This window comes from Blautia massiliensis (ex Durand et al. 2017) (assembly GCF_001487165.1).
Lineage (GTDB): Bacteria > Bacillota > Clostridia > Lachnospirales > Lachnospiraceae > Blautia_A > Blautia_A fusiformis.
This window is the reverse complement of sequence record NZ_LN913006.1, coordinates 3284082-3297030: the sequence shown is the minus strand read 5'-3', so window position 1 is coordinate 3297030 and position 12949 is coordinate 3284082. Positions and strand designations below refer to the sequence as shown.

16 protein-coding genes are annotated in these 12949 nt (G+C 45.7%); 4 read left to right on the top strand and 12 right to left on the bottom strand.

The annotated features are described in order from the left end of the window. Window positions 1-20: 20 nt before the first annotated feature. Window positions 21-641, top strand: coding sequence for a DUF1836 domain-containing protein (locus BN3261_RS16045; protein WP_021651658.1), 621 nt, complete (start codon window positions 21-23; stop codon window positions 639-641). Between the two features lie 130 nt (window positions 642-771). Here the strand turns inward: BN3261_RS16045 and BN3261_RS16040 are convergent, their stop codons facing one another. After that, a complete protein-coding gene (locus BN3261_RS16040; RefSeq protein ID WP_015526079.1) occupies window positions 772-1089 on the bottom strand; it encodes a YerC/YecD family TrpR-related protein in 318 nt (105 codons plus the stop codon). A gap of 239 nt (window positions 1090-1328) precedes the next feature. Here BN3261_RS16040 and BN3261_RS16035 point away from each other — a divergent pair, with 239 nt between their 5' ends. The 3 genes from BN3261_RS16035 to BN3261_RS16025 are packed head-to-tail and all read left to right on the top strand — an operon-like array spanning window position 1329 to window position 3486. Further along, entirely contained in the window at window positions 1329-2018 is a 690-nt protein-coding gene (locus BN3261_RS16035) for a YesL family protein (RefSeq protein WP_021651657.1), read from the top strand. After that, window positions 2018-2959, top strand: a complete 942-nt coding sequence (locus tag BN3261_RS16030) for a tRNA modification radical SAM protein MnmL/YtqA (protein WP_059086751.1) — start codon at window positions 2018-2020, stop codon at window positions 2957-2959. Before BN3261_RS16035 ends, BN3261_RS16030 begins: the two co-directional genes overlap by 1 nt. A 14-nt stretch (window positions 2960-2973) precedes the next feature. Next, window positions 2974-3486, top strand: coding sequence for a DUF4364 family protein (locus BN3261_RS16025; protein ID WP_059086750.1), 513 nt, complete (start codon window positions 2974-2976; stop codon window positions 3484-3486). 28 nt (window positions 3487-3514) lie between these two features. On the opposite strand, the gene BN3261_RS16020 is transcribed toward BN3261_RS16025, so the two are convergent. From BN3261_RS16020 to infC, 11 genes are all read right to left on the bottom strand, one after another. Continuing rightward, a complete protein-coding gene (locus BN3261_RS16020; protein ID WP_059086749.1) occupies window positions 3515-4837 on the bottom strand; it encodes a replication-associated recombination protein A in 1323 nt (440 codons plus the stop codon). 182 nt (window positions 4838-5019) lie between these two features. Next, window positions 5020-5784 (bottom strand): polysaccharide deacetylase family protein, encoded by a 765-nt coding sequence (locus BN3261_RS16015; protein WP_059086980.1) that lies wholly within the window; start codon window positions 5782-5784, stop codon window positions 5020-5022. Window positions 5785-5886: 102 nt separating this feature from the next. Beyond that, on the bottom strand, window positions 5887-6507 hold the full coding sequence (locus BN3261_RS16010; protein ID WP_059086748.1) for a cytidylate kinase-like family protein: 621 nt from the start codon (window positions 6505-6507) through the stop codon (window positions 5887-5889). Between the two features lie 10 nt (window positions 6508-6517). Continuing rightward, on the bottom strand, window positions 6518-7228 hold the full coding sequence (locus BN3261_RS16005) for an ABC transporter ATP-binding protein (protein WP_015526086.1): 711 nt from the start codon (window positions 7226-7228) through the stop codon (window positions 6518-6520). A gap of 14 nt (window positions 7229-7242) precedes the next feature. After that, window positions 7243-8001: an ABC transporter ATP-binding protein gene (locus tag BN3261_RS16000; RefSeq protein WP_021651650.1), complete on the bottom strand. Its 759-nt coding sequence runs from the start codon at window positions 7999-8001 to the stop codon at window positions 7243-7245. Window positions 8002-8003: 2 nt separating this feature from the next. After that, complete coding sequence (locus BN3261_RS15995) at window positions 8004-9077, bottom strand: branched-chain amino acid ABC transporter permease (RefSeq protein WP_021651649.1); 1074 nt, start codon at window positions 9075-9077, stop codon at window positions 8004-8006. A 10-nt stretch (window positions 9078-9087) separates the two neighbouring features. Further along, a complete protein-coding gene (locus tag BN3261_RS15990; protein ID WP_015526088.1) occupies window positions 9088-9972 on the bottom strand; it encodes a branched-chain amino acid ABC transporter permease in 885 nt (294 codons plus the stop codon). Window positions 9973-10068: 96 nt separating this feature from the next. Then, on the bottom strand, window positions 10069-11226 hold the full coding sequence (locus tag BN3261_RS15985; RefSeq protein WP_059086747.1) for an ABC transporter substrate-binding protein: 1158 nt from the start codon (window positions 11224-11226) through the stop codon (window positions 10069-10071). Window positions 11227-11464: 238 nt separating this feature from the next. After that, window positions 11465-11821, bottom strand: coding sequence for a 50S ribosomal protein L20 (rplT, locus tag BN3261_RS15980; protein ID WP_015526090.1), 357 nt, complete (start codon window positions 11819-11821; stop codon window positions 11465-11467). A gap of 33 nt (window positions 11822-11854) precedes the next feature. Then, on the bottom strand, window positions 11855-12052 hold the full coding sequence (gene rpmI / locus BN3261_RS15975) for a 50S ribosomal protein L35 (RefSeq protein WP_021651646.1): 198 nt from the start codon (window positions 12050-12052) through the stop codon (window positions 11855-11857). Between the two features lie 83 nt (window positions 12053-12135). Continuing rightward, on the bottom strand, window positions 12136-12630 hold the full coding sequence (gene infC / locus BN3261_RS15970) for a translation initiation factor IF-3 (RefSeq protein ID WP_015526092.1): 495 nt from the start codon (window positions 12628-12630) through the stop codon (window positions 12136-12138). Window positions 12631-12949 lie beyond the last annotated feature (319 nt).

The following is a 12949-nucleotide window of genomic DNA, read 5'->3' as shown; positions in this document are numbered from 1 at the left end:
GGAGCAGAGGTGATAATGCGATGACAGAAAACGAAAAAGAAATGATGAACAGCATTTTTGCAAAAATTGCTGAGCTTGATTATATAAAACCCGATGAAATTCCCAATATTGCTCTTTACATGGATCAGGTCACAACCTTTATGGAAGATAATCTCGCTTCCACCAAGCGTCATGATGATGACAAAATCCTGACCAAGACCATGATCAACAATTACGCAAAGAACAAGCTCCTTCCCCCGCCGGAAAAGAAGCGCTATTCCCGGGAGCATCTGCTGATGCTGATCTTTATCTACTATTTTAAGAATATCCTCTCCATCAGTGATATCCAGACCCTTCTGGGACCGATCACCGAGAAATACTTCAAGTCCGTTACAGAAAAGGACATGACTTACATCTACCAGGAGGTTTTCAGTATGGAGCAGTCACAGATCCGTTACCTGGAAAAGGATCTTATGCGCCGTTTCAAAAGTGCCGGAGAAATTTTTGAGGACGCCGACCCGGAGGATAAGGAATTCCTTCACCAGTTTTCCTTTATCTGTCTTCTTAGCTTCGACGTATACATGAAAAAAATGATCATCGAAAACATGATCGACCACATGAATTCCTCAAAAGATACGGATTCCTCAAAAAAAGACAAATAATATCCGGATCTCACATCCGGTCATAAACGTGCGTCGCCGGGCGCACCGAAAAAAAAGAGACAGACGCACGATCGCCTGTCTCTTTTTCGTTACAGCATTATCCGTTATCATCACGGTATGGACGTAAGCCTTATTCTGCTTCGCCGCCCTGCTCCCCGTTATCCTTCTTCATACGTGCAAATACCATCTCATAACCATCATTTCCATAGTTCAGGGAACGGTTCACACGGCTGATCGTAGCTGTGGAAGCTCCTGTTTTCTCGGAAATATCAAGGTATGTACGCTTATCAGTAAGCATCTTGGCTACCTCGAAGCGCTGAGATAAAGAAAGCAGCTCATTGATGGTGCACACATCCTCAAAAAATGTATAACACTCTTCCTTGTCCTTCAGGCACAGGATCGCTTCAAAAAGATGATCCACAGCCTCCGTCCTGATTTTTTTGCTCATTGTTACGCTCCTTTAAAATACATAATTTTCGTCTAATACAATACTGATATTTTAACACTCTAAATCGTGATAAGCAAGCCTTTTAGGGAAATTTAATAAACTATTTCGCTATTTTGTCTTTCTATGGCGGACACATGATTTTCCCATTTCCACTGCCCCGGAAAACATTTGGGATTTGCTTTTTCTGCTGTGATTGGGTATACTTAAAATAATATCCAAAAGAAAAGGAGACTTATCAAATGAATCGTTTTTTCAACATGGACAACAAATTCTTCGTGTTCATGGGACGCGTAGCAGACCTGCTTCTTCTGAATTTTCTGTGCATCCTCTGCTGTATTCCGGTTGTCACCGCAGGCGCCTCCATAACAGCTCTCTACTATGTCACACTGAAGATGGCAAGAGACGAAGAATCTTATATTGCCCGCAGCTTTTTCCGCTCATTCAAACAGAACTTCAAACAGGCGACCATCATCAATATCATCATGCTCCTCACCGCTGCTGTTCTGTTTATCGATCTTCGGATCGCCAGAGCCGGAAGCGGAGCTATGTACAAAGGACTTTTCAGTCTGTTCATTGCATTTGCACTGATCTATGCGATGATCCTTCTGTACATTTATCCGATCCTTTCCAAATTTTTTAATTCCGTCAAGAATACCTTTGTAAATGCATTCCTGATGTCCGTCCGCCATCTTCCGCTGACACTTTTGATGCTTGTGATCTCTGCGTCTCCACTCCTACTGATGTGGCTTTTTGCTTATGTGAGCTACGCACAATTTACATCCATCCTGATCATGCTTTTTATTCTGATGGGATTTTCCACGCTGGCCTACTGGAAATCAAAGATCTTTGTAAAGATCTTCGATAACTATATACCGAAAGATGAAAACGAAGAAAACGGCGAAGAGAAAAACGAACCGAAAGAGGCATAATGAAGCGCTGGAACGACAAGCCTTATCATTCTCTGGACTATATGCTCCGGGAGCGATACGGCGAAAAGGTCTACCGGGTTGCATTAAACGGCGGCATGTCCTGTCCCAACCGTGACGGCACCCTGGGCAAAAAAGGCTGCATTTTCTGCAGCCAGGGCGGAAGCGGAGATTTTGCAGCAAACGCCGCTCTTTCCATTACAGAGCAGATCAACACACAGATCAAAAGTCTCTCTTCCAAACGCCCGATTCATAAATATATCGCCTATTTTCAGGCATATACAAACACATACGCTCCTGTGGAACACCTGCGTAAGATCTTCACAGAAGCCATCTCCCATCCGGATATCGTGGCACTGTCCATTGGTACCAGACCGGACTGTCTGGGAGATGATGTACTGGAGCTTCTTTATTCCCTGAACCAGATCAAACCGGTGTGGGTGGAGCTGGGACTCCAGACTATCCATGAAGATACCGCCAGATATATACGGCGCGGCTATCCACTGTCCTGTTTTGATACCGCAGTAAAAAATCTCCGCGCAGGCGGCATCGAAGTGATCGTCCACACCATCCTGGGGCTTCCCGGCGAAAGCCGGAAGGATATCCTGGAAACAATGGCTTATCTGAACGCCATGGATATCCAGGGGATCAAGCTGCAGCTTCTTCATGTACTGCGTGGTACAGATCTTGCCGCTGATCATGAAGCCGGTCTTTTCCGCACTTATGAACGGGACGAGTATCTGAACCTTGTCATTGACTGTCTGGAACATCTCAGACCGGATATCGTGATCCACCGGGTCACCGGCGACGGACCGAAGGATCTGCTGATCGCACCTTTATGGGCCAGCCGCAAACGAGAAGTTTTAAACCTTCTTCATCACCGGATGAAAGAAAGAGCAAGTTTTCAGGGAAAAGCTCTCGAAGCCCTTTCCCGCAGCCAGTAAAAAGGAGGATTCTTATGGCATCACCTTTTACAACCTATAAGCTTATTATTTTATATATGCTGCAGAATTCCGATGGGGATCTCACAAATTCCCAGATCACCGATTTTATCCTGGACCGGAAATACACCAATTATTTTCAGCTCCAGCAGGCAGTTTCCGAACTTGTGGAGGCAGATCTGGTGGAAATGTCTTCACAGTCCAACCGCAGTTACTATCGACTGACCTCCGAGGGAAAAAACACTCTGAAATATTTTTCCAAAGAACTTTCCTCTGACATCAAGAAAGAAGTGGAAGAATATCTCAATTCCCTCCACTGCAAGATCGAAGAACATCTCCTGACTCCTGCAGATTACTATCCCACCAAAGAGGGCAGCTACTCGGTACGTCTGCGGATCATCGAAAGCGGCGTCAGCATCGTCGATCTCAGCATCAATGTGCCAAATCTTGCTGCTGCACAGTCTGTATGTGAAAGCTGGCCTTATAAATACCAGAATGTTTATGACAAAATAATGGAGGAGCTTCTCTGAGAGGCTCCTCCGTTTTACTTATATTCATTTATTTCGCTTCTTCGTGGATCTTCTTCATATGCTCTTTCAGTTTCTTTTCATATCCCATATCACTGAGCTCGTAAAAATGTTCTCCTTCGATTTCTGATGGCAGATACTGCTGTTTTACATAGTGATTCGGATAATCATGGGCATATTTATATCCGATACCATGACCCAGACTTTCGTGGCCACCATAATGGGCATCCTGCAGATGCACCGGAACGGTTGTCTTCTTCGCCTTCACGCAGCGCATGGCTTCCTGTATGGCATTTACTGCAGAATTGCTCTTGGGTGCACAGGCCATGTATGTAACTGCCTGGGAAAGAATGATCTGGGACTCCGGCATTCCCACACGTTCCACTGCCTGTGCTGCTGCCGTTGCCACGCAGAGGGCCTGGGGATCTGCGTTTCCGATATCTTCGGAAGCAAGGATCATGATCCTTCTTGCGATAAATTTCACATCTTCTCCTGCATAGAGCATTTTTGCCAGATAATAGACTGCCGCATCCGGGTCGGAGCCACGCATACTTTTGATAAATGCGGAAATAATGTCGTAATGATTGTCTCCGTTCTTATCGTAGCGCACCACACGCTTCTGGATACACTCAGAAGCCACCTCAAGAGTCAGATGGATCTTACCGTCTGTATCACGGGGTGTGGTGAGGATTCCCAGTTCTATGGCGTTTAAGGCGCTTCTGGCATCTCCTCCTGCCATATCTGCCAGAAATTCCAGAGCATCCTCCTCGATCACCGCCCCATAGCTTCCCATTCCACGTTCCGGATCGTTAACCGCACGCAGGATCAGTTCCTTTATCTCCGGTATCTCCAGGGACTTCAATTCAAAGATGATCGATCTTGAAAGAAGCGCTCCGTTTACCTCAAAATATGGATTCTCTGTTGTGGCCCCGATAAGAATGATGGTTCCGTCCTCCACAAAGGGAAGAAGATAATCCTGCTGTCCCTTGTTGAAACGGTGGATCTCATCAATGAACAGAATGGTCTTTTTTCCATACATGCCGAGATCGTCCTGTGCCTGCTTTACAACTGCTTCCATATCTTTCTTCCCTGCTACGGTTGCATTGATCTGGGTAAAGCTGGCGCTTGTGGTATTGGCGATGACTTTTGCCAGGGTGGTCTTTCCGGTTCCCGGAGGGCCGTAAAAAATAACAGATGTCAGCTTATCCGCCTTTATGGCACGATACAGCAATTTATCTTTTCCTACGATGTGCTGCTGTCCCACCACCTCATCCAGCGTTCGCGGACGCAGCCTGGATGCAAGAGGTGACTCCTGATCCAGCGTTTTTGACTTTGCGTATTCAAATAAATCCATGGCTTTCACTCCTGTATTTTCTGTAAAAAGCGGATATTCACGATCCGTATTCTTTTCATAGATCTGTATCCGGCAACGATCGTTTCATTTGTTTCCGGCATACGGACAGATTCCTTATTTTTATAATTTTACCTGTTTGCACATAAAAAAGCAATCGTTTCTGCCTTTTCGGCAAATCACAGTTACATCACCAGCAGCTGATCTGCAGTTACCAGGTCATATCCTTCTTCCGTAAGCATATCCGCGATCTCCAGGGCCGCTTCCACGGAGGTAGAAAAGCTGTCATGCATCAGGATAATGGAGCCATCCTTCACTTGTCTTTTTACGATATTTTCCACAGAACGGACATTTTTTGATTTCCAGTCCAGGGTATCCACATCCCAAAATACCGGCAGCATGGTCACACAGAGCTCCAGATCCTTCGGCCAGGCACCGTAGGGCGGGCGAAGATACATGGGATATTCTCCGGTGATCTCGTAGATCTCATTATTCGTCTTTATGATCTGCTGACAGGCCTGATCACCGGGAAGCTTATCAAGCTGCACGTGATCATACGTGTGATTACCGATGAGATGACCGTCTCTCTGCATCTGCGTTACGATCTCCTCATTTCCCCGGATATTTTTTCCCATAAGAAAAAATGTGGCATGGATTCCACGCTTCCGCAGGCCATCCAGAAGCAGAGGTGTATATGTTGCATGCGGTCCATCATCAAAGGTAAGAGCCACACGTGGACGATCCTCTTTTTCGCTTCTGTCAGAGGCTGTCTCAGCCACCGGTTCTGCTGCTTTTTGTCTGTACTGCGCCGCCACCAGCCGGAACATCCCCTCACCGGCGATCATTCTGGTCACCCGCATCCGAAATGCACTGTCTGAGATTTTTCCATATCCGCTGAGCAGGATCAATACCATTGCCACTACACAGAAATATTTTTTTCGCTTATCCATATTTCCCGCCGGATCAAATATACTTTTCCACAATATATGAAAAAATCCCCGGGAAAAGACTTTTGGCTTTTCTTTCCCGGGGAATATTCTCTGATATATGTCTTATTTTTTCAGGATCTCAAGTGCACTCTCGATCTCCTCCACGCATTTCTCATAACCAAGGGTACCGTTATCCAGGCACAGATTGTATTTCGTCATGTCTGCCCAGTCAACACCCATGAAACGTTTGCAGAAATCTTCTTTGCGTTTGTCATCCTTCTGCATAAATTTCTCAATATCCTTTGTAGTTCCGCTGAGTTTCTTACTTGCCTCACGGATACGGAAATCCCAGTCTCCGTAAACAAACACACGAAGAACATTGGAATAATCCTTCAGGATCATATTTGCACAACGTCCGATGATCACACAGGACTCTGTTTCTGCCAGCTGCCGGATCACCTTTGCCTGATAATTAAACAGGTTCTCATCGGATGTAAAATCCTTACTCTGAGGCGGGATCAGCTCACCCTTGTAGATTCCGGACTTTGCAAAAAATCTCTGCTTTGTGCTGACATTTTCATCTGCCCTTCCAAAAAGCTGCTCATGAATGCCGCTCTCCTCAGATGCCATGCGGATGATATCCTTGTCATAGTAAGAAATCCCTAATTTCTTTGCAAGCTCCTCTCCGATGGTACGTCCACCGCTTCCATACTGTCTTGCAATGGTAATTACGAAATTATCCATGTCTTTCCCCCTACTCTCCAAGATATGCCTTCTGAACGGCCTCGTCATTCAGAAGATCCTCTGCCTTTCCATCCATAGTAATGCTTCCTGTTTCCAGAACGTACGCTCTGTCCGCAATGGAAAGAGCCTTCTTCGCATTCTGCTCAACCAGAAGCACTGTAGTTCCGCTCTCACTTACCTCGCGGATAATGTCAAAAATCTCATTTACAAAAATCGGCGACAGACCCATGGACGGCTCATCCATCAAAATGATCCTTGGTCTGCTCATCAGTGCACGTCCCATGGCAAGCATCTGCTGCTCACCACCGGAAAGTGTTCCGGCACGCTGTCCTTTACGTTCTTCCAGACGCGGAAATCTCTTGTATACACCAGCAAGGCTCTCTGCGATCTCTGCCTTGTCTTTTCTTGTGTAAGCTCCAAGGAGCAGATTCTCATAAACGGACATATCCGCAAATACACGTCTTCCCTCCGGAACATGCGCCATACCCATCTCTACGATCTTATGCGCCGGTGTTCTTGTGAGGTCTTTTCCCTCAAACACAATGCTTCCGGACTTCGGAGAAAGAATTCCGGTAAGTGTCTGAAGTGTGGTTGTCTTTCCGGCGCCATTGGCACCGATCAGCGCAATAACCTCTCCCTGATTTACATGAAAAGAAATTCCCTTCAGAGCCTGGATCACACCATAATAGACCTGGAGGTCCTTTACTTCCAACATTGCCATTGTCTCGTTCCTCCTTATTCTCCCAGATATGCAGTGATAACCGTCGGGTCTTTCAGCACTGCAGATGTCTCACCCTGGATCAGTACCTGACCGAAGTTCAGAACAGTCAGTTCCTCACAGATACCGCCCACCAGTTTCATGTCGTGCTCGATCAGAAGAACAGTCATATCAAAATGCTCCCGCACAAAACGGATAGTATCCATCAGCTCCTGTGTCTCATTCGGGTTCATACCAGCCGCCGGCTCATCCAGGAGAAGAAGCTTCGGCTCTGTGGCAAGAGCTCTGGCGATCTCCAGCTTACGCTGTTTACCATAAGGCAGATTTCCTGCCAGAGTGTCTGCTTCCTTATCCAGATCAAACACCCTCAGTATCTCCATGGCACGTTCATTCATCTCTTTTTCTACCTTGTAATATTTCGGCAGCCTTAAGATCCCGGTCAGTGTGGAATATGGATGATGATTGTGAAGTCCTACTTTTACATTGTCAAGAACCGGCATATCCTTGAAAAGACGGATATTCTGGAAGGTTCTTGCGATTCCGGCCTTGTTGATCTCAATGGTGCTTTTTCCTGTGATATCCTGGCCGTCCAGTTTAATGATTCCCTCTGTAGGCTTGTACACGCCTGTGAGAAGATTGAATACTGTTGTCTTACCGGCACCGTTAGGTCCGATCAGTCCATAGAGCTGTCCCTTCTCAATGGTCATATTAAAGCCGTCAACAGCACGAAGACCGCCGAACTGGATAGACAGATTATTTACTTCCAGCATTGCCATGATCAGGCCACCTCCTTTTTCTCTTTTTTGCCTTTAAATTTCTCTACCATGCGTGCTCTCCAGTCTCTTGCTGCCGGTGCCCAGTTAAAGAGCATCATGATGATCAGTACGATGGCATAGATCAGCATACGGTAGTTTGCGAATCCACGGAGAAGCTCAGGCAGTGCATAAAGGATAATGGTTGCAATGATAGATCCTCTGATATTTCCGATTCCTCCAAGTACTACATACACAAGTACCAGAATGGACATATTGTAATCGAATACAGAAACCTTAAGAAGAGAAAGGTTATGTGCATACAGCACACCTGCAACTCCTGCAAGGGCTGCGGAAATTGTAAATGCAAGCAGTTTGTATCTGGTGATATTGATTCCTACAGACTCCGCTGCAATACGGTTGTCCCTGGTTGACATAATAGCACGTCCGCTTCTGGAGTTTACAAGGTTCTGTACAATAAACAATGTGAGAAGAAGCAGGATCACGCCGATCAGGAAAAAGTAATTCTTGATATCTTTATAAAGAGTTGCTGTTCCCGAAATACCAAGGGCACCTTTGAGAATCTGCTTTCCGCCGGCTTCCAGATGAAGACCGGCTGCACTTGTTGCAACGTGAAGTCCTTTGTCATCCACGCCAATGTAAAGTACATTGATCAGGTTCTTGATGATCTCACCAAAAGCCAGTGTAACAATAGCCAGGTAGTCACCGCGGAGACGAAGTACCGGGATACCGATGATCACACCGAACAGTGCTGCAACTGCCGCACCTACAAGGATTGCAAGGATAAAGCGAGGAACCTGCGGAATGGAGTCTGCAACAACCTGTGAAAACAGGGCACTGGAAAAAGCTCCCACGCACATGAAGCCCGCATGTCCAAGGCTCAGCTCACCGGAAAAACCGACTACCAGGTTCAGGGAAACTGATGCAATGGTATAAACACAAAGGGGAACAAGAAGTCCCATAAGAAGTCTGGAAAGATTTCCAGTTGAGGAAAGTGCCTGTACGATCACAAAAAGCACAATGACAATTCCATAGTTGATCATGTTATTTTTTGTTGTTTTGTTTTTCATATTCTTCATATCGGCCACCTTACACTTTCTCCTGGATGTTCTTGCCGAACAGTCCGGTAGGTTTTACAAGAAGCACGACGATCAGGACTGCAAATACGATTGCATCTGCAACCTGGGAAGAAATATAAGCTTTTCCGAAGATCTCGATGATTCCCAGAAGGATGCCGCCGACCATAGCTCCCGGAATCGAACCGATTCCACCGAATACAGCAGCTACGAAAGCTTTGATACCAGGCATGGCTCCTGTGTACGGAGTCAGTGTCGGATAAGTCTGACAGAGCAGAAGGCCTGCGATCGCTGCAAGTCCGGAACCGATGGCAAATGTGAGGGAAATTGTCGCATTGACGTTAACTCCCATCAGCTGTGCCGCATCTCTGTCCTCGGAAACCGCCTGCATGGCACGGCCAGGTTTTGTCTTTTTTACAAAGAGGGAAAGTCCCACCATGATGATGATACATGCAAGGATGGTTACGATGGTGATTCCCTTGATGGTAAGCTCACCGTCAAACAGTGTGATGGACGGAACTTTGATAACAGCTACGAAACTCTTGGCATCTGCGCCGAAGATCAGAAGTGCCAGGTTCTGAAGCAGATAACTGACACCGATAGCCGTGATAAGAACGGCCAGGTTTGAGGAAGCTTTTCTAAGTGGACTGTAAGCTACCTTCTCAATGACAACACCAAGCAGTGTACAGATCACAACGGAAAGGATCACAGCAAGGATCGGTGACATGCCGCCTCTTGTGATACAGGTAAGGATGATATAAGCTCCCACCATGATAACATCTCCGTGTGCGAAGTTCAGCATCTTGGCAATACCATAAACCATGGTATATCCAAGTGCGATGATCGCATAGATACTGCCAAGACTGATGCCGTCTTTTAAATAAGATATAAAACTCATAACGCACCTCTTTTAATTGTTTATTGATAAGGGAAAAAGGGGACGGTTCCCACTAAAGGTGACCGTCCCCTGACCCCTAACGTTAACAGAAATTACTTATTTCATCTCTACATAAGCACCGTCTTTGATCTCGAATGCTTTCGGCTCTTTATCACACTCGCCATCCTCGGTCCATTTTGCTTTTCCGGTAAGTCCGTCAAGCTCGATGTTTGCCATGGATGCGCTCATTGCTGCACTGATGTCTGCATTTTCCATATCTGGTGTGATCTTTGCATCGTCAGCTGCAAGCTGCATTGCGTAAAGTACATCATATGTATCTGCCGCAAACTGGTTCGGGATCTCACCGTTGTGAGCATCGCCGTATGCTTTTACGAAGTTCTGGCTCTTCTCATCTGTAGCTGTTGCGGAGAATGGTGTCAGAAGCATAACACCCTCTGCAAGGGATTTATCGAAGTTCTCTACATTGAGGATACCATCCATGCCATCTACACCAAAGAATTTAATGTCAAGTCCTGCCTCAGATGCCTGCTGAAGGATCAGCGCATTGTCGGAATAGTAGTTCGGAAGGAAAAGAAGCTCAGCGCCGCTCTTCTTGATCTTTGCAAGCTGTACAGAATAGTCTGTGTTGCTGTCTGTTGTGTAAGCCTCATCTGCAACTACTTCAAGTCCGTCATCAGCAGCTGCTGCAACGAATGCGTCATGTACACCGGAGTTGTAGTCAGCAGCGGAATCATAAAGTACTGCTACTTTCGTTGCAAGTTTGTGCTCGGAAATGTACTGAGCAGATTTGGTTCCCTGTGCCGGGTCTGTGAAGCACATACGGAACTCGTTTGTTCCTGCTGTGATACAGTCAAGTGCTGTTGCGGATGGTGTGAAGAGGAATGTATCCTCAGCTGCCTCAGCTCCTACTGCGATACAGGAACCGGATGTTACAGTTCCACAGAGCATCTGCATTCCTTTATCGATCAGGTCATTGTATGCGTTAACAGCCTTCTCTGGATCTCCCTGGTCATCACCTGCGTCAAGAATCTCTACTTTATATCCGTTGAATCCACCGTTCTCGTTGATCTCATCAGCTGCGATCTTGGCTGCGTTGTATACGTTGGTACCGTACTGTGCGTAATCACCTGTCATCGGTCCGATCACACCGATCTTAAATGTCTCATCTGCTGCAAAAACTGATGTAGGCATCATCATAGCTGCTGTCATCGCTGCTGCTGATGCAACGCCGATTACTTTCTTCCAATTTCTCATAATAATCTCTCCTCCTGCGCTTTACCGCGTTACTAATTAATCAATGGTAAAATTATAGCATCACACTTTTTTTATTGCAAGGTTGAATTTATCTATTCGCATTTTTTCGTCTGATTGCACAAGGCGGACACTTGTCCGCGGTACAGCCTGCGCATTTTTTCAGCAAAACGCCGGACTTTCCACAAACAGAAAAAGCCAGGGATAACTCCCTGGACTTCTTCGTCACATCCTTATTCGATTATGCGATTGCTTTCTTAGCGATCTCAGCAAGAGCTGTGAAGCCTGCTGCATCGTTAACAGCCATCTCTGCAAGCATCTTTCTGTTGATGTCGATGTTTGCAACCTTAAGGCCGTGCATCATTTTGCTGTAGGAAAGTCCGTTCATTCTTGCTGCTGCGTTGATACGAGCAATCCAGAGCTGTCTGAACTGACGTTTCTTCTGTTTTCTTCCTGCATAGGAGCTTGTAAGAGCTCTCATTACAGACTGTTTTGCTACTCTATACTGTTTGGAACGGGCTCCTCTGTAGCCTTTTGCCAGTTTTAATGTACGGTTATGTCTTTTCTTTGCGTTTAATCCGCCTTTAATTCTTGCCATTTCTTAATTCTCCTCCTGTTCGTCTTCTCTATCTTATAAATATGGTAATACTTTCTTCATGCTCTTTACATTAGTAGAATCAACAACAGTAGATTTTCTCAGATTTCTCTTTCTCTTCTGAGATTTCTTTGTAAGGATATGGCTCTTGTAGGCTTTATTTCTTACTAATTTTCCTGTACCTGTTTTTTTAAAGCGCTTTGCTGCTGCTCTGCAAGTTTTAATTTTTGGCATTATGAATTCCTCCTTGATTTGGTACTTCTAAATTTTATATAGCATCCCGTTCTGCCCGGCTGTTGCCGTGAAGACTGAGATATCTACCGTTTCTCAGTCAGAAACATAGTCATGCTTCTGCCTTCTACCTTCGGAGCCTTCTCTACAGTCGCTATATCGGACAGAAGATCTGCGAAGTCATCAAGCACATGCCTACTGCTGGACATATGTGCCATCTCTCTTCCGCGGAAACGAAGTGTAACCTTAACTCTGTCGCCCTTGCTAAGGAACTTTCTTGCTGCATTTACCTTCGTCTTCAAATCATTCGTATCAATGTTCGGGGAAAGACGCACTTCTTTGACATCGATGGTTTTCTGCTTTTTTCTGGCCTCTTTTTCTTTTCTTGCAAGCTCGTAACGGTATTTACCGTAATCGATGATCTTGCATACCGGCGGTTTCGCCTGTGGGGCAATCTTTACAAGGTCAAGTCCTGCCTCCTGCGCTTTCGCCATCGCTTCTCTGGCGGACACGATTCCAAGCTGAGCTCCGTCCGGACCAATCAAGCGTACCTCTCTGTCTCTGATCTGTTCGTTAATCATTAAACCGCTAATTGTTGTACACCTCCATGAACATGATAGAATTATTTTTTTCTTTCTCATTAATGTAGCTTAAGCCGCACAAAAAAAGCGCAGACAGATGTCCACACTTCAAATAATTACACCTGCGCACTGATGGTTGGTCCGTTCGCAGTACTGTGCAATATTGACCTGAGTCGCTTATCTTCAGCGCTGAGGTGAGAGTGAACTCTGCTTTCTTTTCGCTACGTACTTTAAGAGGATACCATGGTGTCTGCTATTTGTCAACTGTTTTTTATATTATTATGTATTTATTTTTTGAGTATAAATTTTTCTTCTTCCG